We start from the raw sequence: 20,645 nt of genomic DNA, 5'->3' as shown, positions 1-20,645 counted from the left end.
GCCAGGCAACGTCAATGTTGGATCAGTTTGCTACGGACCTCAGCACTGGTCTGCTGATCCAACTCTAGCCAGAAAATCTGCTTGCCGGCGATCTCGGCAGCGGCGGGCAATCCATCGCGATACATCAATCGATTACTCGCCAATGCCGGCACTTTTACTCCCGGTAGAAGCGTACCGGCGAGGTTCAGCGGATCAACCCCGCACACGGCAATCAAACTCCCGTCATGCGGCCGTCGTCGCACCTCGCGCAGTAATGGAATGGCTTCGGGCAACGCAAATTGTTCACCGGCCAAGCCACTGACAAACCGCCCACCGCGAATCTCGCCTCGAGCTTCCAGCCGATGGAAAGTGCGCAGCAATTCCCGCCAGCTCGGCAACCAATCCGCTTCACGCTCCAGCAAGCGCCAGAACACCACGCCGTAGCGCCGGAGCAAGGTCATCGCGATATGTTCAAGGGTGTCGGTCGGCGTCGGTGCCGGACGTTTGTTATCCACAACCGGAGCTTGCACGCCGCGTCGCAGCAAGGCCCAGCGCCCGGCATCGTCCATCCCGCCGACAAACGCTCCGCGCCCGCGTCGGCTGCTGCGATTCTGGCGTTTGCTGGCCGGAGTAATCAGCGCTCGCAGGCCGGCGAAGCTGTCGGCATTCACCAGCCCGGCGCCTACCAATTCCTGCAAGGCGATTTCCAGTTCCGAGCGCAGCAGGTGGGCCTCGTGAGTCAGCTCATCAAAAAACAGCGCGCCGTGTTGGCTCAGGGCTTCGTAGACTTTTTGCGTCTTGGGCGAGAGTTCGCTGACCGGCGTTTGCTCGGTCAACCCGCTCCACAACCCGACCTGACTGCGCGGCAATAGCAGAATCGGTGTGCTGCGCAATGCCGTGCTGGCGCTCTTGTTGCGCGCGGTCAGGCGAGTCCAGACCAGTTTGCCGCTGCGACACAGGTCATCCAGCCAATTCGCTGAATAGTCTTTTATTCGCGCCGGCAAAATATCGCTGTCCCAGGCTGAAGCGGCGGCGGGGTAGCCTTCGAACTGACCGACTATCGCGGGCAATACTGCGCTGCCCTGGCCTTGGGTCGTGGCGGACAGATGCTGCCAGTCGAACAGGAAACGCATGAAATCCTGCAACGCCACGGGTTCGATTTCCCGCCGTAGACGCTTGACGGTGTAGCGGTGAATCCGCGCCAGCAGATGCCGCTCGCACCATTCTTCCTCCGCCGTGCCGGGCGTGAATTGGCCACGCAGCACATAGCCTTCGCGTTCCAGTTGCGCCAACGCCTGGGTGACTTGAGTCGCCGCCAATCCGAGCGGTTCGGCAATCGCGTTCAGCGGCAGCGGACCGAACGCGCTGAGCCGCGCACGAATCACTTCCAGCACCGCTTCGTCGGGCGCCCAGACTTCATCGAACCCGGGCAACGCCTCCAACGGTGGCTGCAAAATCGCTTGTGGATAAATCGCCTGCAAGCAAGTCAACCGCTCCAGTGCCAACCATAGCGCTTGCCCAGCATTGACTTGCAAGCGGCTGGCGCGACCGCTGTCGGCCAGGGCGTTCAGCCAATCGAGCCAGTCTGGATGGGCCTTGGCCTCGACGTCGCTGATGCACGCGAGGCTCATCAACGCCTCATGCATTTCATCGACGCCAGTCGGCGTTGGCCAGGCTTCCTCGCGCACGGCTTGAATCGCGTCCGCATCCAGCGCGCCGAGGTCGTCGGTGGACTGCGGATCGCTCCAGCGGCGGTTGAGTACTGCTTGAGTGCGGCGTTCTTCCAGCGGCGCATCGTCGAGAAAGGTGTAGGGTCGGGCACTGAGAATTTCCGCGGCCAGCGGTGAGGGTGCCGGCAGGTCGCGGCTGATCAAGCGGATGTCGCCACGCTCCATGCGCCGCAACAACGCCAGCCAGCCTTCGCTGTCCATGGCTTCGTGCAGGCAATCGTCGAGGGTTTGTTCCACCAGTGGATGGTCGGGAATTTCCCGTTCGCCGGCGAGGTTTTCCACGCAGGCCATCTGGTCGGGAAATACGCTGGCGATCAGGTCTTCGCTTTTCATCCGCTGGATCTGCGGCGGGACTTTGCGTCCGCCACTGTAGCGCGGCAGCGCCAGAGCGACCCCGGCATTCCAGCGCCAGCGCACACCGAACAGCGGCGCATCGAGCACGGCTTGAATCAGGGTGTGCTCGGCGCTGTTGCTGTGCAAATAGCGCCAGACATCATCGAGTTCAAAACTGTGGCTGGCCGACAGCGACAGGACGATGGCGTCTTCGCTGGCGGCGGCCTGCAATTCGAAGTTGAAGGTGCGGCAGAAACGCTTGCGCAGGGCCAGGCCCCAGGCACGGTTGATGCGGCTGCCGAACGGCGTGTGAATGATCAATTGCGTGCCGCCGGACTCGTCGAAAAATCGCTCCATCAGCAGCGTGTCTTGTGACGGCAGGGCGCCGAGGGTCAGGCGCGCACGGGCCAGGTAATCGACCAGTTGTTCGGCACTGGCCAGGTTCAGACCGAGGGTGTCGGTCAGCCAGTCGATCGCGGGTTGCAAGTGACCGGGTGTGGCGCCGAGCAGCTCATCGAGTTGCGCTTGCAGGCGGGCCACGGCGAATGACAGTTCAGCGCTGCGCCCCGGCGCTTCGCCGAGCCAGAAGGGAATGGTCGGCGGTTGGCCCTGAGCATCTTCGACCCGGACCTTGCCGGTTTCGACCCGCAGAATTCGGTAGGAGGTGTTGCCCAATTGGAAGACATCCCCGGCGATGCTTTCCACCGCAAAGTCTTCGTTGACGCTGCCGATGTTCAGCCCTTGGGGTTCGAGTAAAACGCTGTAATCGGCGTTGTCCGGGATCGTCCCGCCGCTGGTCACGGCGGTCAGTTTGGCGCCCCGGCGACCGCGCAGGGTGCGGGTCACGGCGTCGCGGTGCAGGTAAGCGCTGCGGATGCCCAGGCGGCCGTTGTAACCTTCGGCGAGCATCTGCAGCAGCGATTGATAATGTTTTTCGTCGAGCTCGCTGTAGGGCGAGGCGTTGCGGAACATCTCCAGCAGCGCTTGCTCCTGCCATTCCTGGCAACTGACCTCGGCGATGATTTGTTGCGCGAGTACGTCCAGCGGTGCCTTGGGAATCAGCAAAGTGTCGAGTTCGCCACGCCGCACGCAGTCGAGCAGGGCGGCGCATTCGATCAGGTCGTCGCGGGTGGTGGCGAACAAACGGCCCTTGGGTGTGCCGCCGACCTGGTGCCCGGAGCGGCCGACCCGTTGTAGAAACCCGGCGATCGAGCGTGGCGAGGCAATCTGGCAGACCAGGTCGACATCGCCGATATCGATCCCCAGTTCCAGGGACGCCGTGGCAATCAGCACTTGCAGTTCGCCGCGCTTGAGCCGTTGCTCGGCGTCGAGACGAAATTCCTTGGCCAGACTGCCGTGGTGGGCGGCCACCGCCTCCTTGCCGAGACGCTCGCTCAAGTGACGGCTCAGGCGTTCGGCGAGGCGTCGGGTGTTGACGAAAATTAGCGTGGTGCGGTGTTCGCGGGCGAGGGCGGCGAGGCGGTCGTAGACCAGCTCCCAGATGTCGTTGGCCATCACCGCCGACAACGGCACGGGCGGCACTTCGATGTCCAGATCCCGTGGGCGGGCGTGGCCGATGTCGATGATTTCGCACGCGCGATCACGGCCCACCAGAAATTGCGAGACGGCTTCGATGGGTTTTTGCGTGGCAGACAGGCCGATTCGCATCAGCGGTTGCGCGCACAACGCTTGCAGTCGCTCAAGGCTCAGGGCCAGGTGACTGCCGCGTTTGCTGGCGGCGATCGCGTGAATTTCGTCGACGATCACCGTGCGGGCGGTACTGAGCATTTGCCGACCGGAGTCGGAGCCGAGCAGCACGTAAAGGGATTCCGGGGTGGTCACCAGGATATGCGGCGCGGTCTTGCGCATCGCCGAGCGGTCTTTTTGCGGCGTATCGCCGGTGCGCACGGCGGTGTTGATCTGCAATTGCGGCAGGCCCATCGCGCGTAACTGCTCGGTGATGCCGGCCAGCGGGTCTTGCAGGTTGATCTGGATGTCGTTGGACAGGGCTTTTAGCGGCGAAACGTAGACCACCAGGGTTTCATCCGGCAGATGGCCGCCGTTGGCCATTGCGCGGTGGACCAGGTCGTCGATGACCGCGAGGAACGCGGTGAGGGTCTTGCCGGAGCCCGTGGGTGCGGCGACCAGGGTCGAACGGTGCTGGCGGATCAACGGCCACGCCCGGGCCTGGGCGGCGGTGACCGTCGGGAAGGTGCTGCTGAACCAGGCGCTGACGGCGGGGTGGAAGCCTGCCAGGGCGCTGTCCGTCGGGATTGGCAGATTCATGCAGCAATTTATGCGGGCGGGGGGCTGAAGTTGCAAGTACCGCTGGAGATCTCTATTGATCCTTATGGCCCCTTCGCGGGCAAGCCCGCATTGGATTTGTGTACGCCGCAGATCCCTTGTGGGAGCGGGCTTGCTCGCGAAGGGGCCGGAACAGGCAGCACAGATCCAAGGTATCTACACTTTACGGATGACGGTTGCGCACTAAACCCGCAAAATGCAACGATTCCGGCAACTATCGACGGCATCGCCCGCGAGCGGTGTCGATAAAGCCATTGTTTCAATCAGACTGGGCCTGCTGACTCTATGCGAATGCGCCTTATGTTACTGGGCGGCGGAAATGCCCTTGGGCAGGCGCTGATTCGCCTCGGTGCGGAGGAAGACATCGGCTTCCTCGCCCCCCGCCCACCGCAAGACGGCTGGGACGCCGCGACCCTGACGCAACTGCTCGACGACACCCGTCCAGACGCGTTGATCAACCTCGCCTATTACTTCGACTGGTTTCAGGCGGAGACGGTCAGTGAACAACGTCTGGCCGGGCAGGAGCGGGCGATCGAGCGTCTGGCCGAACTGTGCCAGCATCACAACATCGTGCTGCTGCAACCGTCGAGCTATCGCGTGTTCGATGGCTCCCGGGCGACGGCCTACAGCGAAAAAGACGAACCGGTGCCCTTGGGCCTGCGCGGTCAGGCCTTGTGGCGAATCGAACAAAGCGTCCGCGCCACCTGCCCGCAACACGTATTGCTACGATTCGGCTGGCTGCTGGATGACAGCCCCGACGGCACCCTCGGGCGATTCCTCGGCCGCGCCGAACTGCCTGAAGAATTGCTGATGGCCGATGACCGTCGGGGCAATCCGACGCCGGTGGATGACGCCGCGCGGGTGATCATCTCGGTCCTCAAGCAACTCGATTGCTCGGCGCCGCTGTGGGGCACTTACCATTACGCCGGGCATGAGGCGACCACGCCGCTGGCACTTGGGCAGGCGATCCTCACCGAAGCACGCGCGCTGCACCCGCTGGCCATCGAAGCGCCGACCGCCCAGGCTCACGCCGCCCGGCCCGACGCCGCCGAAGAGCCGCAACACGCGGTGCTGGCCTGCAAGAAAATTCTGCACACTTTCGGGATCAAGCCCCGCGCCTGGCGTGCGGCACTCCCGGGCTTACTGGATAGGTTTTATCGCCATGGCTGACGGCCCTGTTTTAATCACCGGCGGCGCCGGTTTCATCGGCTCGCACCTCACCGATGCCTTGCTTGCCAAGGGCCATTCGGTGCGCATTCTCGATGACCTCTCCACCGGCAAACGCAGCAACTTGCCGCTGGACAATCCTGGCGTCGAACTGATCGTGGGTGATGTCGCCGATGCCGCGCTGGTCGCGCAGGCGATGGTCGGTTGCAGCGCTGTGGCGCACCTGGCCGCAGTGGCGTCGGTGCAGGCGTCGGTGGATGATCCGGTGAAGACTCACCAGAGCAATTTCATTGGCTCGCTGAATGTCTGCGAAGCCATGCGCCAGACCGGCGTCCAGCGGGTGCTGTACGCGTCCAGCGCAGCGGTCTACGGCAACAATGGCGAAGGCGAGTCGATCGACGAAGACACGCCCAAGGCACCGTTGACGCCCTATGCTTCGGACAAATTGGCGAGCGAACATTACTTCGATTTTTACCGTCGCCAGCATGGTCTGGAGCCGGTGATTTTCCGCTTCTTCAACATCTTCGGCCCACGCCAGGATCCGTCCTCGCCGTATTCCGGGGTGATCAGCATTTTCAGCGAGCGCGCGCAGAAAGGCCTGCCGATCACTGTGTTCGGTGACGGTGAGCAGACTCGCGACTTCGTCTACGTCGAAGACCTGGTCGACTTGTTGGTGCAAGCGATCGAGAAACCGCAGGTCGAAGTCGGCGCGGTTAACGTCGGCTGGAACCAGGCCACGACCCTCAAGCAAATGCTTGAAGCCCTTGAAGCGGTGGTCGGTCAATTGCCGCCGGTGAGCTATGGCCCGGCGCGCGCCGGTGACATCCGCCACTCGCGAGCGAACAATCAGCGTTTGCTGGAGCGCTTTACCTACCCGGAGCAGACACCGATGCGTGTCGGCCTGGCGCGGTTGTTGGGACGATAAAAAAGGCGCCTTTCGAGGCTAATGCCAGTCAGTTAAGCCGTAACGCGGTCCTTGTAGCAGCTGGCGAAGCCTGCGTTCGGCTGCGCAGCAGTCGTAAAACCTGAGTTTGCGGTCTTCCTGAAACACCGCATCGTCTGATTTCACGACTGCTTCGCAGCCGAACGCAGGCTTCGCCAGCTGCTACGGGTCGCGTTTTGGCTTAACTGATCGGCATTACCTTTCGAGGCGCCTTTTTTTGTGCGGAAATTTTAGAACTTGTAACCCAGGCCAACCATGTAGATGAACGGATCCACGTCCACATCGACCTTGGCGCGAGTGCCCTGCGCCACTGCGTTATTTTGCACTGTCGCGGTGGTGTCGATGTCGATGTAGCGCACTTGGGCGTTGATCATGATGTTGTCGGTCAGCATGTAGTCGGCGCCGACCTGGAACGCCATGCCCCAGGAGTTATCCGCCTTGAAGTTGCTGAAGCCGTTGGCGCTGGCTTCGCTGCCAACGTGCTCGTCGTAGATCCAGGTGTAGTTGATACCGGCGCCGACATACGGCTGGAACGCGGACTTCGCGTCCAGTGGGTAGTACACAACGCTCAGTGTCGGTGGCAGGTGTTTCAGCGTACCGAGTTTGCCGTTGGCTGCGCCCAGGGCGGTGCCTTTGATCTTCACGTCATGCTCGAACGGCGAGGCCGCCAGCAGCTCGATCCCCCAGTGGCTGTTGAGCATGTAAGCGAAGTTCAGACCCAGTTGCGTGTCGCTGCTCATGGTGGCCTTGCCACCCAGATCGGCACCCTTCAGCGGACCTTGATCAACCTTGACGCTGGAGCTGTCGGCTTTCGGGTTGACGGTGATTGCACCGGCACGAACGATGATATCGCCGGCGTCGTGGGCGTAGGCTAGCGGTGCTGCAAGCGCGAGGGCAAACAGCGAAGCGCTGAGCAATGACTTGTGCATGGAGAGCTCCAAAGGACGTTAAAAATTTCGATGTCCAATGGTACGGAGCCGTCTGATACGGTCTTTTGACTCAGCTCAATGAAACAGTGATGGCCCCAAAAGATCGCAACCTTCGGCAGCTCCTACATTGACCGCGTGCAAACCCGATCCTGTAGGAGCTGCCGAAGGCTGCGATCTTGGCGATATCAACGGTAAGAAAAATGACCGGGTTCACTCTGGCAATTCATACACATAAATCTTGTCCGCCTCCATCTGATACCCGGCATCCGCCAACTCGCTGGTCGACGCTTTAACCTGCAATGCCCCTTCGATCCAGTACGGCTGATACAACTCGTCGAGCTTCACGCCCACCTCGCTTTTGACGTGCACGATCTGGTTCGACGGCGGTGGCGGCACGTGGATGCAGGCGCCGAAATAAGGCACCAGCAGAAACTCGGTGGTGCGACCTTCTTCACTCACTTCCAGCGGCACGATGTAACCCGGTAAACGAATGTTCTGACCGTCGAGGCTTTTCACCACCGGTGCATTAGGCATGTCTTGCTTGGCCGCTGGCGCCGATTCGGCGGCCAACGCGCTGCCCATCTGTGACAGGTCGTGCAGCGGCGTCATGTTCGGCACTTCCGGTGCGGCGTCCGGCGGGATCATTTCCGACCAGGTCAGGTCTTTCGGCTCGGCCGCCCACAGGGGCAAGGCGACCAGCATCAACAGCGCAAGCACAGCGCGGGGCATGTTTAACGTCCTCATAAACGGATCGACAGGCCATCGGCCAGGGATTGGCGATACGCGCGCCAGGCCGGCACGCTGCCCATCAGCAACGCGGCGATCAGGATGCCACCGAGCAGCGTCCATTCATATTCGCTCGGCCAGGCCAGTGGCAGGTACAAGCCGTAATTCGCTTGCACATAACCCTGAGCCGCCGCGATGCCCACATACAGCAGCGCCACACCGGCAATCACGCCCGACAGTGCCAGGGCAAACGCCTCCAGCACCAACAACGTCGCGATGTGCCACGGTCGGGCACCCACCGAACGCAGAATCGCCATCTCCCGGCGTCGTTCGTTGAGGCTGGTGAGGATCGCCGTGAGCATGCCGATCAGTCCGGTCAGCACCACGAACAGCGAGACCACGAACAAGGCTTTTTCCGCCGTGCTCATCAAACTCCACAGTTCTTGTAGCGCCACGCCCGGCAGGATCGCCAGCATCGGTTCATCCCGAAATTCATTGATCTCACGCTGTAGTGCGAAGGTCGAAATCTTGCTGTTGAGGCCGAGCATGAACGCGGTGATCGCTTGCGGCGTCAGGTCCATGTTACGTGCCTGATCGGCACTGATCCGACCGTTGCCGCGCGCCGGCACGCCGTTGTGCCAGTCGATGTGAATCGCTTCCATGCCACCGAGGCTGATGTGTAACGTGCGGTCCACCGGGGTGCCGGTGCGTTTGAGAATGCCGACCACGGTGAACGGCTTGTCGTCGTGCTTGACCAGGCTGATCACTGCCACACCGTGGGCCAGCACCAGTTTGTCACCGAGTTTGTAGTGCAGCGCATCGGCCACTTCGGCACCGAGTACCACTTCAAACGGATCGGTGGCGAAGGCGCGGCCGTCGGCCAGTTCCAGGTGTTGCTGATGACCGTATTGGTAATGCTCGAAGTACGCCTCGGTGGTGCCCATCACCCGGTAACCCCGATGGGAATCGCCCAGGGACATGGGGATCGCCCACTTCACTTTCGGGTTGTTGGCAAAGTGCTCGAAGCTGTCCCAACGGATGTTGTTGGTGGCGTTGCCGATGCGAAACACCGAGTACAGCAACAGGTTTACCGAGCCGGAACGTGCGCCGACGATCAGGTCGGTGCCGCTGATGGTGCTGGCGAAACTGGCCTTGGCTTCGGTGCGCACCCGTTCCACCGCGAGCAGCAGGCAGACCGACAGAGCAATGGCGAACGCGGTGAGGATCGCGGTGAAGCGGCGGTTAGCCAGGCTGGCCATGGCTAGACGAAACAAATACATCTCAGACCTCGGACGGGGTGGCGGCGCGATTGAGATCGGCCAGCGACAGGTGGCGATCGAACAGCGGCGCCAGGCTTTGGTCATGGCTGACGAATAATAGGCTCGATCCGGCTTCGCGGCATTCGGCGAACAGCAAGCGAATGAAGTTCTCGCGGGCGTCGTAATCCAGGGCCGAGGTCGGTTCGTCGGCGATCACCAATTCAGGCTGACCGATCAATGCGCGCGCAGCGGCAACCCGTTGTTGCTGGCCGATGGACAGTGAATCGGCGCGGCGGCTGAGCAGGTTTTGATCCTTCAAACCCAAGTGGGCGAGGAGGGTGGCCGCCGCCTGATCGACACTGCCGTGACGCAGGATCGCCCGTTCAGCGCGCAGCTTGGAGAAGTGGCAGGGCAACTCAACGTTCTCGCGCACCGAGAGAAACGGCAGCAAGTTGAACTGCTGGAAGATGTAGCCGGTGTGATCGACCCGAAAGCGGTCGCGAGCACCGGCCGAGAGTTCGGTCAGCTCCTGGCCCAGCAATCGGATGCTGCCGCGATTGGGCTTCTGCACACCGCCGAGCAAGCCGAGCAGGGTGGTCTTGCCACTGCCGCTGGGGCCTTTGAGGAACAGGGTTTCGCCAGGTTCCAGGCGAAACGCCGGGATATCCAGCAGCGGCGGATGACCGGGCCAACTGAAGCCCAGGTCGGACAGTTCGATGAGTGCTTGGGTCATAGCGCCGATTTCATTGTTTTGATGACCTGTAGGAGCTGTCGAGTGCAACGAGGCTGCGATCTTTTGATCTTGATCTTTAACGTCAAAAGATCGCAGCCTCGTTGCACTCGACAGCTCCAACAGGGGATCGGGTGAATTTAGAATTTCAGGGCGGCAGCCTTGGCCGTCACTTCAACCCCTTGCTGGCCGCTCGGGCTGATCAGTTGTACCTGAATCTTCTGGGTCGCCGGGAAGGTGTTGAAGATGTTCGCCAGGTCCAGGGTTTTCAGTGCGCCCGGTGCCGAGCAACTGAACTGGTAATGGGCGTGGATTTCGCTGTGGTCGTGGTGATGCTCGCCCTTGGCCTCTTCGTCGTGATCATCATCGGCATCCGGCTTGTCGCCGAACAACGGGCTCTCCAGTTCCTGAGTCGCAACCACGCAACCAGCGGCTTTCGGCAGGTTGAACAGCACCAGCGGTTTCTCAAGCTGCGCACGAACGGCGGCGACTTTGGCCTTGTCGGCGTCGGTGGTGGCGGCGTGTTCGAAACCCACCAGGTTCATCGCCGGGCTTTCCAGTTCCAGCTCCAGGGTCTGACCGTCCAGTGCTGCGTTCAGGCGACCGACACCATGTTCGTGGGCGCCGAGGCTGCCGTGCTCATGATCATGTTCATCGCCAGCGTGGGTGACAGCGAGCGGCAACAGGGCAAACGGCAGAGCGAGAAGCAGACGGCGCATGGCGGGTCTCCGAAAAGTAAAATGAAGAATTTGTTATGTAATCTTATAACGTAAGTGGCGAGAGTTTGACCGCCTGCTTGGCGTTGCACAAGTCCCATGGGAGCATGCAAGTCAGAAATGTGCAGGAGCAGACTTATGTTGCGTATACGCGGAAGCATCGGCGACTGGCCGGTGGATTTGACGCTGGAGCTGGATGACGGCGACTGGGCGCGGCTCGGTGCGCAGTTGCAAGTGGTGAAACCGGAGGCCAGTGCAGCGCCGGCAAAATCGATCAATCAGGATGATGCGCTGTGGCAAATCGCCAAGGATTTGCTGCGCAAGGCCGGGCAATTGAGCGGGCCGGATTTGCTGGATCAGTTGGAAGGACTGACCGGCAGTGCGGCGTCGGCCAAGCGGTTGCTGGTGCGTTTGCGCCATTGCTCGGATGTGAAGGTGACGAGCGGCGGAGATACGCCGCTCTACAGATGGATCGAGTAAAACGCAAAGATCGCAGCCTCGCTTCGCTCGACAGCTCCTACAGGGAAACAAGATCCCATGTAGGAGCTGTCGAGTGAAACGAGGCTGCGATCTTTTGATCTTTCAATAAAGAGCAGCAAACAACTTGCGGCGGTACGTGGTCACCAGCGGGTGATCATTGCCCAGCAGTTCGAACACCTGCAGCAAGGTCTTGTGCGGCAAGCCTTCGCTGTAGCTGCGATTGCGCACGAACAGCTTGAGCAACGCATCCAGCGCCGCATCGTACTGCTGACGGGCCAGTTGCTGGATCGCCAGCTGATAAACCGCTTCATCGTCCTGCGGATTTTTCGCCAGGCGTGCTTTCAGGTCTGCCGCATCCGGCAAATCCTTGGCCTGGCCGAGGAACTGGATCTGCGCCTTGGCGCCGGCGAGGGCGGCCTTGTGCTCATCGCTCTTGACCGCGTCGAGCACGGTTTGCGCTTCGCTCAACTCGCCACGTTCGGTGAGGCAGCGGGCGTAGAGAATCAGCGCCTTGGCATTGGTGTTGTCTTCGCCCAGCAGCACTTTCAGTGTGGCTTCGGCGTCGGCGAAGCGGTTGTCATCAAACAGCGCCTGAGCCTGTTCGAACGGGTCGGCAGCCGCCGGTGGCGGCATTTGCACGTGAGGTTCGAGCATCGCGCGCACGGCGGATTCCGGCTGTGCACCGGCAAAACCATCCACCGGCTGACCGTCCTTGAACAGCACCACCGTCGGCAGGCTGCGAATGCCAAAGCGCGAAACGATGTCCGGCTCGACGTCGCAGTTGACCTTGGCCAGCAGCAACTCGCCCTGATAGCTCTCGGCGATGGTTTGCAGCATCGGCATCAACGCCTTGCACGGCGCACACCATTCGGCCCAGAAATCCACCAGCACCGGTTTGTGGAAAGAGTTCTCGATCACCGACTGCTCGAAATCGGCAGTCGTGGCGTCGAAGATGTACGGCGTTTCCTGACTCATGGGGGATCTCTTGGAAGCGTGAATCTGCTCACTATAAGGGCTGGCGCAAAAGATCGCAGCCTTCGGCAGCTCCTACAGGATCGGGTTCGCACTCGGTCAATGTAGGAGCTGCCGCAGGCTGCGATCTTTTAGCGGCTTCAAACGCGCCGCGCGTGGTAGAGGCTCACATGCCGAAACTCTTCGGGCTCGGCCAGATCGGGCAAGGTCATCGCTTCCAGCATCTCGATGCGCTGATACAACGGGTGGCGAAAATCCCTTACGCGCGAATCGGCCACCAAGGCTTCCTGGCCGCGACTCAAGAATTCATCGAGCAACGGCAGATTCGCCCGGTCGTACAGAACGTCGGCCACCAGAATCAGATCAAACCGATCCGCTTCGGCGAAAAAATCCGTCGAGTAGTTGAGGTGTACGTCATTGAGTTCGGCATTCGCCCGGCACGCCGCAATCGCCAGCGGGTCGAGGTCACAGGCCACCACTTCCAGCGCTCCGGCCTTCACCGCCGCAATCCCCGCCACCCCGGAACCGGCGCCGAAATCCAGCACCCGTTTGCCCTCGACCCAGTGTGGGTTCTGGGCGAGATAACAGGCGACCGCCAGCCCACTGGCCCAGCAAAAACTCCAATAAGGCGGCTCATGGAGAATCCGCCGGGTTTCTTCCGGGCTGAACGCGCGGTCCATGTTGTCGCCGTCGATCAGCCAAAGCTTCAGGTCGGTATCGGGTAATTCACAGGCAACCAGCTGCGCATCACCGAGCAGTTCCCCTAACGCCTGTTGGAGGTCAAACGGTGCAATCATGGCGCTTTGACGAATTGCAGCTGACCCAGCACTTGCGTCGTTGGCTGGCTGATGACTTGCGACGGCAGATGCAAAATCAGCTGGCCGGACTGGCTGACGCGGCCCCGCAGTTCAACGCGGGCACCGACCGGGAAGGATTCCGGGTTGAAACGCAGGTGAAACGGCAGAATCTGATTGGTGCCGATCAGGCTGGAACTGGCCAGCAATTGTTGCGGGCGGCCCTTTTCGTCGATCACCAGCAGCGCCAGTTCGACTTCGGCGCCGGCCGGCACGCCTTGCAGGGTGCCGCTCAATTCACGCTGATACGCGGGCAGCGGGCCGAGGTTGGCCGATTCCTTGGCTTTCTTCTGAGCCTGTTGTGGCGCGGGGCCTGGCGTCGGCGGCTGGGGCTTGGGCGCATCGCTGCTGCAGGCCACCAGCAGGCTGAAAAGACTGAGCAAAACGAGCGGTCTTAAGGACATTTTCGGCTCCAGCAAGGTGAAATCCATGGATCTAGCTCTATAGCCCGTCTGTATACCGCAAACCCTATGGCTTGTCTTGCCACGGGGATGCGCTACCATGGCCCTCCCTTTTTTTGTTGCCTGCCACCATGCACTGTCCCTTCTGCGGTGCCAACGACACCAAGGTCATCGACTCGCGTCTGGTCGCCGAGGGCGAACAGGTGCGCCGCCGGCGCGAATGCCTGGCCTGCGGCGAGCGTTTCACGACGTTCGAGACTGCCGAACTGGTGTTGCCGCGCCTGATCAAAACCGACGGCAGCCGCCAGCCGTTCGACGAAGAAAAACTCCGCGCCGGCATGCAGCGTGCGCTGGAGAAGCGCCCGGTGAGTGTCGAGCGCCTGGAGTCGTCGCTGGTGCACATCAAACACAAACTGCGCGCCACCGGTGAGCGAGAGGTTAAATCCCTTGTCGTCGGTGAACTGGTGATGGCCGAGCTGCAAAAGCTCGACGAAGTCGCCTACATTCGTTTCGCCTCCGTGTATCGGCGCTTCCAGGATCTCAACGAGTTCCGCGAAGAGATCGATCGCCTGGCCAGAGAGCCGGTGAAAGAATGACCACCTCTTCCGAACAAGCCATCCTCGACGCCCATTACATGGCCCGAGCCCTGGAGCTGGCGCGCAAAGGTCATTACACGACACACCCCAACCCTCGGGTTGGCTGCGTGATCGTGCGTGACGGGCAGATTGTCGGCGAAGGCTGGCATGTGCGCACCGGCGAACCCCACGCCGAAGTCCACGCCCTGCGCGCCGCCGGCGACAAGGCTCGAGGCGCCACCGCTTACGTGACCCTCGAACCTTGCAGCCACCACGGACGTACGCCGCCTTGTGCGGATGCGCTGGTACATGCCGGTGTGGCTCGGGTCGTCGCGGCGATGCAAGACCCGAACCCGTCGGTTGCCGGTCGTGGCATGCAGCGCCTCGCCCAGGCCGGTATCGCTACCGAAAGCGGCGTGCTGGAAGGCGAAGCGCGAAAGCTCAATGAAGGTTTCCTCAAGCGCATGGAGCACGGCTTGCCGTTCGTGCGGGTCAAGTTGGCCATGAGCCTCGACGGTCGCACGGCGATGGAAAGCGGCGAAAGCCAATGGATCACAGGTCCTGCGGCGCGTTCGGCGGTACAACGCCTGCGCGCTCAGGCCAGCGTGGTGCTGACCGGTGCCGACACGGTGCTGGCAGACAACGCCCGTCTCACTGTGCGTGCTGATGAACTAGGCCTGGATCCTGAGCAAACGGCCCTGGCCATGAGCCGTCCGCCGCTTCGCGTGCTGATCGACGGCCGCCTGCGCGTGCCGCTGGATGCACCGTTCTTCAAGGCCGGGCCTGCATTGGTCGCCACGTGTATGGCGATCGAAGAGCAATACGCCCATGGCCCGGAGTGCTTGATCGTGGCGGGCGAGGATGGCTTGGTCGACCTGCGCAAACTGCTGGTCGAACTGGCCAATCGCGGGGTCAACGAAGTGTTGGTCGAAGCGGGGCCGCGTCTGGCCGGGGCTTTCGCTCAGCAAGGGCTGGTGGACGAGTTTCAGATTTTCATCGCTGGCAAGTTTTTAGGTTCGTCTGCGCGCCCGTTGCTGGATTGGCCGCTCGCGCAAATGAAGGATGCGCCTGAACTCAAAATCACCGAAATTCGCGCGGTTGGCGATGACTGGCGAGTCATCGCCATTCCTTCGCCAGCGGCGAGCGTATAATTCCGGGCCTGCGCCACGCGACGGCCCTGTTCTCGAGGAGGACTCCATGTTTACCGGCATCATTGAATCCATCGGCAGTATTCGTGCATTGACCCCAAAAGGCGGAGATGTGCGGGTACACGTAGAAACCGGCAAGCTCGATCTGAGCGACGTCAAACTGGGCGACAGCATCGCGGTCAACGGCGTGTGCCTGACAGCGGTGGAGTTGCCAGGCAACGGCTTTGCGGCGGACGTCAGCCGCGAAACCCTCGACTGCACTGCCATGAATGATCTGAAAAGCGGCAGCCCGGTGAACCTGGAAAAAGCCCTGACCCCGACCACTCGCCTCGGCGGGCATCTGGTCAGCGGCCACGTCGATGGCGTGGGCGAAGTGGTTGCCCGTACCGAGAATGCTCGCGCTGTGGAGTTCCGCATCCGCGCTCCCAAAGAGCTGGCCAAGTACATCGCCCATAAAGGCTCGATCACCGTCGACGGCACCAGCCTGACCGTGAACGCGGTCGATGGCGCCGAGTTCCTGCTGACGATCATTCCGCACACCCTGAGCGAAACCATCATGGCGTCTTACCAGCCAGGTCGCCGGGTGAATCTTGAAGTTGACTTGCTGGCACGTTATCTGGAGCGCCTGTTGTTGGGCGATAAAGCCGCAGAGCCGACTTCTGGAAACATCACCGAAAGCTTTCTGGCCGCCAACGGCTACCTCAAATCCTGACCCAAGGGGGTGCCTTGTGGCGCTCAATAGCATCGAAGAACTGGTTGAAGACATCCGCCAAGGCAAGATGGTCATCCTCATGGATGACGAAGACCGCGAGAACGAAGGCGACCTGATCATGGCCGCCGAGTGCTGCCAGCCTGAACACATCAACTTCATGGCCAAACACGCCCGTGGCCTGATCTGCATGCCGATGAGCCGCGAGCGTTGCGAACTGCTGAAGCTGCCGTTGATGGCACCGCGTAACGGTTCCGGCTTCGGCACCAAGTTCACCGTGTCCATCGAAGCAGCCACCGGCGTGACCACCGGTATTTCTGCCGCCGACCGTGCGCGTACCGTGCAGGCTGCTGCCGCAAAAGACGCCAAGGCTGAAGACATCGTCAGCCCCGGTCACATCTTCCCGTTGATGGCCCAGGCTGGCGGCACCCTCGCCCGCGCCGGCCACACCGAAGCGGCGTGCGACCTGGCGCGCATGGCCGGTTTCGAGCCAAGCGGCGTGATCTGCGAAGTGATGAACGACGACGGCACCATGTCCCGCCGCGCGGAACTGGAAGCGTTTGCTGCCGAACACAACATCAAGATCGGCACCATCGCCGACCTGATTCACTACCGGATGATCCACGAACGTACCGTTCAGCGGATTGCCGAGCAGCCGCTGGACAGCGAACTGGGCCAATTCAACCTGGTGACCTATCGTGATTCCGTGGAAGGCGACGTGCACATGGCCCTGACCCTGGGCACCGTGTGCGCCGAAGAGCCGACCCTGGTTCGGGTGCACAACATGGACCCGCTGCGCGACCTGTTGATGGTCAAGCAGCCTGGCCGCTGGAGCCTGCGCGCCGCGATGGCCGCGGTTGCCGAGGCTGGCAGCGGTGTCGTGCTGTTGCTCGGTCACCCGCTCGATGGCGACGTGTTGCTGGCGCATATCCGCGAAACCGCGGAGCACGTTCCGGCGAAAAAACCGACCACCTACAGCATTGTCGGTGCCGGTTCGCAGATCCTTCGGGACCTGGGCGTGCGCAAAATGCGTCTGATGAGTGCGCCAATGAAATTTAATGCGATATCCGGTTTCGATCTGGAAGTTGTAGAATACGTGCCCTCCGAATAATGACCGGTTGTTTCCAGTCCTTGATTCGCGGTTAACACATCACTGAGGGACGCGTAGAAAACGCGTCCCGGCTCTTTAAGAGATCTAACGAATGACCCTGAAGACCATCGAAGGTACCTTCATCGCCCCTAAAGGCCGCTACGCTTTGGTAGTAGGCCGTTTCAACAGCTTCGTCGTTGAAAGCCTGGTCAGCGGTGCAGTTGATGCCCTGGTTCGCCACGGCGTGAGCGAAAGCGACATCACCATCATCCGCGCACCTGGCGCCTTCGAAATCCCGCTGGTTGCGCAGAAAGTCGCTCAGAAGGGCGAATACGCGGCAATCATCGCCCTGGGCGCGGTCATTCGTGGCGGTACTCCGCACTTCGAATACGTGGCTGGCGAATGCACCAAGGGCCTGGCCCAGGTGTCCATGGAGTTCGGCGTTCCAGTCGCATTTGGCGTGCTGACCGTTGATTCCATCGAGCAAGCCATCGAACGTTCCGGCACCAAGGCCGGTAACAAAGGTGCTGAAGCTGCCCTGTCCGCTCTGGAAATGGTCAGCCTGCTGGCGCAGTTGGAGGCCAAGTGATTAGCGACGAAAGCGATCGTTTCAACCCGCGCGATCCAAAGCCTGCGGATGCCGGCAAGCCATCGAAAAGCGTCAAGCGTCGCGAAGCCCGTCAGCTTGCGACTCAGGCGCTGTACCAATGGCACATGGCCAAGCAGTCGCTGAACGAGATCGAAGCGCAGTTCCGGGTCGATAACGATTTCAGCGATGTCGATGCCGCTTACTTTCACGACATCCTGCACGGCGTTCCGGCTCACAAGCCTGAGATCGACGCTGCACTGACGCCGTGCCTGGACATCACCATCGAAGAGCTGGACCCGGTTGAACTGGCCGTTCTGCGCCTGTCTACCTGGGAACTGCTCAAGCGCGTCGACGTGCCGTACCGCGTTGTGATCAACGAAGGTATCGAGCTGGCGAAAGTCTTCGGTTCCACCGACGGCCACAAGTTCGTCAACGGTGTACTCGACAAGCTGGCCCCGCGTCTGCGTGAAGCTGAAGTGAAGGCGTTCAAGCGCTAATCGGCGCTTGCAGTGTCCTGTCTCGCCGATACGTTCGTTTTTTAGCGAGTGCTGGTGTTGCCAGACAAGGCGCCGCGACGAGTCATAGCGTGCTATGGCGAGGAGCGGCAACGCAGTATGGCGACACCAGACGCCGCTTAAAAATGAACAGTATTGGTGAGAGAGGACACCCCTATGGGTGAGTTTGAGCTGATCCGCAATTTCTTCGCCACCGCGCCTTGTGCGCAGGGCGGCGAAGGCGTTGCCCTTGGGATCGGCGATGACTGCGCCTTGCTGGCTGTTCCTCCCGGGGAGCAGTTGGCCATTTCCACCGACACACTGGTTGCCGGTGTGCATTTCGCAGATCCTTGCGACCCGTTTCTGCTCGGTCAGCGCTCGCTGGCCGTGGCCGTCAGCGATTTGGCTGCCATGGGCGCTACTCCCGTTGCCTTTACCCTTGCCCTGACTTTGCCGACGGTGACCGCCGATTGGCTGGACGCCTACGCCCGTGGTTTGAACCTCATGGCGCAGAACTGTGGTGTGGCGCTGGTGGGTGGTGATACCACCCGTGGACCGTTGAGCCTGACGATGACCGTATTCGGTCGTGTGCCGGCAGGTTTGGCGTTGACCCGAAGCGGTGCGCAGCCAGGCGATTTGCTGTGCGTTGGCGGTGAACTTGGTAACGCGGCGGGGGCATTGCCGCTAGTACTCGGTCAGCGGACGGCTGAAGCCGCCATCGCCGATCCGCTGCTGGCACATTACTGGTCGCCGCAGCCGCAACTCGCGTTGGGCCAGGCGCTGCGCGGCAAAGCCACCTCGGCGCTGGACATCTCCGACGGCCTGCTCGCGGACTGCGGGCATATTGCCCTCGCGTCACAGGTCGGCATTCAGGTTCAACGGGACACGCTGCCATTGTCGAAAGCTTTAGTGGCCTTCCTCGGTCAATCGGGTGCCGAAAAAGCGGCCCTGAGCGGCGGTGATGATTACGTGCTGACCTTTACCTTGCCGTCCGTCGAGTTGCCGCAATTGTTGAGCGACGGCTGGCCGATCCATGTGGTCGGCCGTGTTGTGACGGGGCAGGGCGTGGTGCTGCTGGACGCAGACGGACAAGACATCACCCCGCAAGCCCGGGGCTATCAACATTTTCGGGAGACACCGTGACAGATCATCCCAAACAGGTCCCGGCGGAATTCGTACCGCCCTCGGTCTGGCGCAATCCGTGGCATTTCCTGGCGTTCGGCTTCGGCTCGGGCACCTTGCCAAAAGCACCGGGCACCTGGGGTTCGTTAGTTGCGCTACCCTTTATCCCGTTGTGGCAGATGCTGCCCGATTGGGGTTACTGGCTGATGCTCGGCATCACCATGCTGTTCGGCTTCTGGCTGTGCGGCAAGGTTGCCGACGATTTGCGGGTGCACGACCACGAAGGCATCGTCTGGGATGAAATGGTCGGGATGTGGATCACCTTGTGGCTGGTGCCGGAAGGTTGGTACTGGCTGCTGGCGGGGTTTGTGATGTTCCGCTTCTTCGACATCCTCAAGCCGTGGCCGATTCGCTGGATCGACCGGCATGTGCATGGCGGCGTCGGGATCATGCTCGATGACGTATTGGCCGGGGTGTTTGCGTGGTTGGCGATGCAGGGGCTGGTATGGATTTTTGCCTGACGGGCAAAACAGGGGACTAGGGATGGCTCGACGCTGGTTGGCTGTGATGGTTTTCGCGGTGTTTTGCTCGCTCGCCCAGGCGAGTGACGAGGGTACAACGCCGTCAGTGATTCATCTGGCCAGCGAAGACTGGGAAGACTACACCGCCGCCGATGGCCACGGTCTGGGCTGGGACGTGTTGCGGGAAGTCTTCGAGCCGGCGGGGGTCAAGCTGGACATCCGTAGCGAACCCTACGTCCGCTCCATGGGCCTGGCCCAGCGCGGCGAAGTGGATGCCTGTGTCGGCTCCTATCTTGATGAGTCCAGCGATCTGCTCTATCCGCGCTGGAACTTCGATACCGATCACATCTATGCCCTGGGGCTGGCCAGCAACCCCGCACCGACCCCGGAAACCCTGGGAAACTATCGACTGGCCTGGGTCCGCGGTTACGACTACCAGGATTACCTGCCCAACATACGCCGCTATAACGAAGTCATGCGGCGCACCGGGATTTTGTCGATGTTGACCCACAACCGCGCCGACTTTTACATCGACGCGCTGACCGAGGTTGACTACGTCATCAGGCGGGCCAAGGATCCGTCGCAGTTCCGTCGCACCCACATTGCAGAATTGCCGCTGTATCTGTGCTTTGCCAAGACTCCCAAGGCCCGGACACTGATGGCGCTGTTTGATCAACGCATGGAACAACTGGTGAAAAGCGGCCAGCTGAAACCGATCTTCGAGCGCTGGAAACAACCCTATCCATTCGATTCAAACTGAACACGGTCAATGTAGGAGCTGCCGAAGGCTGCGATCTTTTGATCTTTGTGCCTTCAAAGGCACCGCACATCAAGATCAAAAGATCGCAGCCTTCGGCAGCTCCTACATTGATCG

Annotated in this window: 21 protein-coding genes; 12 read left to right on the top strand and 9 right to left on the bottom strand. The window is 61.3% G+C overall.

Features of this window, described 5'->3' with window-relative positions:
- Positions 1 to 11 precede the first annotated feature (11 nt).
- Positions 12 to 4,328, bottom strand: coding sequence for a DEAD/DEAH box helicase (locus ACMXYH_RS29050; RefSeq protein ID WP_415765708.1), 4,317 nt, complete (start codon positions 4,326 to 4,328; stop codon positions 12 to 14).
- Between the two features lie 303 nt (positions 4,329 to 4,631).
- Here ACMXYH_RS29050 and ACMXYH_RS29045 point away from each other — a divergent pair, with 303 nt between their 5' ends.
- Together ACMXYH_RS29045 and ACMXYH_RS29040 are read left to right on the top strand one after the other, a co-directional pair.
- Positions 4,632 to 5,516, top strand: coding sequence for a sugar nucleotide-binding protein (locus tag ACMXYH_RS29045; protein ID WP_046053235.1), 885 nt, complete (start codon positions 4,632 to 4,634; stop codon positions 5,514 to 5,516).
- Positions 5,509 to 6,438 (top strand): NAD-dependent epimerase/dehydratase family protein, encoded by a 930-nt coding sequence (locus tag ACMXYH_RS29040; RefSeq protein ID WP_415765707.1) that lies wholly within the window; start codon positions 5,509 to 5,511, stop codon positions 6,436 to 6,438. Before ACMXYH_RS29045 ends, ACMXYH_RS29040 begins: the two co-directional genes overlap by 8 nt.
- A 248-nt stretch (positions 6,439 to 6,686) precedes the next feature.
- Here the strand turns inward: ACMXYH_RS29040 and ACMXYH_RS29035 are convergent, their stop codons facing one another.
- From ACMXYH_RS29035 to ACMXYH_RS29015, 5 genes are all read right to left on the bottom strand, one after another.
- A complete protein-coding gene (locus ACMXYH_RS29035; protein WP_415765706.1) occupies positions 6,687 to 7,385 on the bottom strand; it encodes an OmpW/AlkL family protein in 699 nt (232 codons plus the stop codon).
- Positions 7,386 to 7,595: 210 nt separating this feature from the next.
- On the bottom strand, positions 7,596 to 8,114 hold the full coding sequence (locus tag ACMXYH_RS29030) for a DUF3299 domain-containing protein (RefSeq protein WP_129440799.1): 519 nt from the start codon (positions 8,112 to 8,114) through the stop codon (positions 7,596 to 7,598).
- Positions 8,115 to 8,125: 11 nt separating this feature from the next.
- Positions 8,126 to 9,391, bottom strand: a complete 1,266-nt coding sequence (locus ACMXYH_RS29025) for an ABC transporter permease (protein WP_129440801.1) — start codon at positions 9,389 to 9,391, stop codon at positions 8,126 to 8,128.
- 1 nt (position 9,392) lies between these two features.
- Positions 9,393 to 10,103: an ABC transporter ATP-binding protein gene (locus tag ACMXYH_RS29020; RefSeq protein WP_415765705.1), complete on the bottom strand. Its 711-nt coding sequence runs from the start codon at positions 10,101 to 10,103 to the stop codon at positions 9,393 to 9,395.
- 137 nt (positions 10,104 to 10,240) lie between these two features.
- Positions 10,241 to 10,819 carry a DUF2796 domain-containing protein gene (locus ACMXYH_RS29015; protein ID WP_415765704.1) on the bottom strand — a complete coding sequence of 193 codons (579 nt, stop codon included), beginning with the start codon at positions 10,817 to 10,819 and terminating at the stop codon, positions 10,241 to 10,243.
- A gap of 135 nt (positions 10,820 to 10,954) precedes the next feature.
- Here ACMXYH_RS29015 and ACMXYH_RS29010 point away from each other — a divergent pair, with 135 nt between their 5' ends.
- The gene (locus ACMXYH_RS29010) at positions 10,955 to 11,296 is read left to right on the top strand and encodes a hypothetical protein (protein ID WP_415765703.1); all 342 of its coding nucleotides are present in this window, start codon (positions 10,955 to 10,957) and stop codon (positions 11,294 to 11,296) included.
- Between the two features lie 102 nt (positions 11,297 to 11,398).
- Here the strand turns inward: ACMXYH_RS29010 and trxA are convergent, their stop codons facing one another.
- The 3 genes from trxA to ACMXYH_RS28995 all read right to left on the bottom strand — a co-directional run bounded on the left by trxA (position 11,399) and on the right by ACMXYH_RS28995 (position 13,526).
- On the bottom strand, positions 11,399 to 12,271 hold the full coding sequence (gene trxA, locus ACMXYH_RS29005) for a thioredoxin (protein ID WP_415765701.1): 873 nt from the start codon (positions 12,269 to 12,271) through the stop codon (positions 11,399 to 11,401).
- Positions 12,272 to 12,408: 137 nt separating this feature from the next.
- On the bottom strand, positions 12,409 to 13,065 hold the full coding sequence (locus ACMXYH_RS29000; protein ID WP_415765700.1) for a class I SAM-dependent methyltransferase: 657 nt from the start codon (positions 13,063 to 13,065) through the stop codon (positions 12,409 to 12,411).
- The gene (locus tag ACMXYH_RS28995) at positions 13,062 to 13,526 is read right to left on the bottom strand and encodes a YbaY family lipoprotein (RefSeq protein WP_129440813.1); all 465 of its coding nucleotides are present in this window, start codon (positions 13,524 to 13,526) and stop codon (positions 13,062 to 13,064) included. Before ACMXYH_RS28995 ends, ACMXYH_RS29000 begins: the two co-directional genes overlap by 4 nt.
- Before the next feature lie 128 nt (positions 13,527 to 13,654).
- On the opposite strand from ACMXYH_RS28995, the gene nrdR reads away from it, so the two are divergent.
- From nrdR to ACMXYH_RS28950, 9 genes are all read left to right on the top strand, one after another.
- Positions 13,655 to 14,119, top strand: coding sequence for a transcriptional regulator NrdR (gene nrdR, locus ACMXYH_RS28990; protein WP_003228656.1), 465 nt, complete (start codon positions 13,655 to 13,657; stop codon positions 14,117 to 14,119).
- Complete coding sequence (gene ribD, locus ACMXYH_RS28985; protein ID WP_415765699.1) at positions 14,116 to 15,249, top strand: bifunctional diaminohydroxyphosphoribosylaminopyrimidine deaminase/5-amino-6-(5-phosphoribosylamino)uracil reductase RibD; 1,134 nt, start codon at positions 14,116 to 14,118, stop codon at positions 15,247 to 15,249. The genes nrdR and ribD overlap by 4 nt, the downstream gene beginning before the upstream one ends.
- Positions 15,250 to 15,295: 46 nt before the next feature.
- On the top strand, positions 15,296 to 15,958 hold the full coding sequence (locus ACMXYH_RS28980; RefSeq protein WP_134423297.1) for a riboflavin synthase: 663 nt from the start codon (positions 15,296 to 15,298) through the stop codon (positions 15,956 to 15,958).
- Between the two features lie 16 nt (positions 15,959 to 15,974).
- Positions 15,975 to 17,066, top strand: a complete 1,092-nt coding sequence (gene ribBA / locus ACMXYH_RS28975) for a bifunctional 3,4-dihydroxy-2-butanone-4-phosphate synthase/GTP cyclohydrolase II (protein ID WP_033059428.1) — start codon at positions 15,975 to 15,977, stop codon at positions 17,064 to 17,066.
- A 91-nt stretch (positions 17,067 to 17,157) separates the two neighbouring features.
- A complete protein-coding gene (ribH, locus tag ACMXYH_RS28970; protein WP_003185938.1) occupies positions 17,158 to 17,634 on the top strand; it encodes a 6,7-dimethyl-8-ribityllumazine synthase in 477 nt (158 codons plus the stop codon).
- Positions 17,631 to 18,131 carry a transcription antitermination factor NusB gene (gene nusB / locus ACMXYH_RS28965; protein ID WP_008153530.1) on the top strand — a complete coding sequence of 167 codons (501 nt, stop codon included), beginning with the start codon at positions 17,631 to 17,633 and terminating at the stop codon, positions 18,129 to 18,131. Before ribH ends, nusB begins: the two co-directional genes overlap by 4 nt.
- A gap of 174 nt (positions 18,132 to 18,305) precedes the next feature.
- Positions 18,306 to 19,271, top strand: coding sequence for a thiamine-phosphate kinase (thiL, locus tag ACMXYH_RS28960; protein WP_415765698.1), 966 nt, complete (start codon positions 18,306 to 18,308; stop codon positions 19,269 to 19,271).
- On the top strand, positions 19,268 to 19,771 hold the full coding sequence (locus ACMXYH_RS28955) for a phosphatidylglycerophosphatase A family protein (protein ID WP_415765697.1): 504 nt from the start codon (positions 19,268 to 19,270) through the stop codon (positions 19,769 to 19,771). The genes thiL and ACMXYH_RS28955 overlap by 4 nt, the downstream gene beginning before the upstream one ends.
- A 22-nt stretch (positions 19,772 to 19,793) precedes the next feature.
- Entirely contained in the window at positions 19,794 to 20,531 is a 738-nt protein-coding gene (locus ACMXYH_RS28950; RefSeq protein ID WP_415765696.1) for a substrate-binding periplasmic protein, read from the top strand.
- The last annotated feature ends 114 nt before the right edge of the window (positions 20,532 to 20,645 follow it).

The organism is Pseudomonas frigoris (assembly GCF_047758635.1).
Taxonomy (GTDB): domain Bacteria; phylum Pseudomonadota; class Gammaproteobacteria; order Pseudomonadales; family Pseudomonadaceae; genus Aquipseudomonas; species Aquipseudomonas frigoris.
This window is presented reverse-complemented; position numbering and strand designations above follow the sequence as displayed.

Coding starts and splice junctions, on each gene's coding strand:
- ribH (WP_003185938.1), top strand. CDS start 17,158: ATGACCCTGAAGACCATCGAAGGTACCTTCATCGCCCCTAAAGGCCGC.
- ACMXYH_RS29020 (WP_415765705.1), bottom strand. CDS start 10,103: ATGACCCAAGCACTCATCGAACTGTCCGACCTGGGCTTCAGTTGGCCC.
- ACMXYH_RS29040 (WP_415765707.1), top strand. CDS start 5,509: ATGGCTGACGGCCCTGTTTTAATCACCGGCGGCGCCGGTTTCATCGGC.
- ACMXYH_RS29025 (WP_129440801.1), bottom strand. CDS start 9,391: ATGTATTTGTTTCGTCTAGCCATGGCCAGCCTGGCTAACCGCCGCTTC.
- thiL (WP_415765698.1), top strand. CDS start 18,306: ATGGGTGAGTTTGAGCTGATCCGCAATTTCTTCGCCACCGCGCCTTGT.
- ACMXYH_RS29010 (WP_415765703.1), top strand. CDS start 10,955: ATGTTGCGTATACGCGGAAGCATCGGCGACTGGCCGGTGGATTTGACG.
- ACMXYH_RS29030 (WP_129440799.1), bottom strand. CDS start 8,114: ATGCCCCGCGCTGTGCTTGCGCTGTTGATGCTGGTCGCCTTGCCCCTG.
- nrdR (WP_003228656.1), top strand. CDS start 13,655: ATGCACTGTCCCTTCTGCGGTGCCAACGACACCAAGGTCATCGACTCG.
- ACMXYH_RS29045 (WP_046053235.1), top strand. CDS start 4,632: ATGCGAATGCGCCTTATGTTACTGGGCGGCGGAAATGCCCTTGGGCAG.
- ACMXYH_RS29050 (WP_415765708.1), bottom strand. CDS start 4,328: ATGAATCTGCCAATCCCGACGGACAGCGCCCTGGCAGGCTTCCACCCC.
- ACMXYH_RS29015 (WP_415765704.1), bottom strand. CDS start 10,819: ATGCGCCGTCTGCTTCTCGCTCTGCCGTTTGCCCTGTTGCCGCTCGCT.
- ACMXYH_RS28980 (WP_134423297.1), top strand. CDS start 15,296: ATGTTTACCGGCATCATTGAATCCATCGGCAGTATTCGTGCATTGACC.
- ACMXYH_RS29035 (WP_415765706.1), bottom strand. CDS start 7,385: ATGCACAAGTCATTGCTCAGCGCTTCGCTGTTTGCCCTCGCGCTTGCA.
- ACMXYH_RS29000 (WP_415765700.1), bottom strand. CDS start 13,065: ATGATTGCACCGTTTGACCTCCAACAGGCGTTAGGGGAACTGCTCGGT.
- ACMXYH_RS28950 (WP_415765696.1), top strand. CDS start 19,794: ATGGCTCGACGCTGGTTGGCTGTGATGGTTTTCGCGGTGTTTTGCTCG.
- trxA (WP_415765701.1), bottom strand. CDS start 12,271: ATGAGTCAGGAAACGCCGTACATCTTCGACGCCACGACTGCCGATTTC.
- ACMXYH_RS28995 (WP_129440813.1), bottom strand. CDS start 13,526: ATGTCCTTAAGACCGCTCGTTTTGCTCAGTCTTTTCAGCCTGCTGGTG.
- ribD (WP_415765699.1), top strand. CDS start 14,116: ATGACCACCTCTTCCGAACAAGCCATCCTCGACGCCCATTACATGGCC.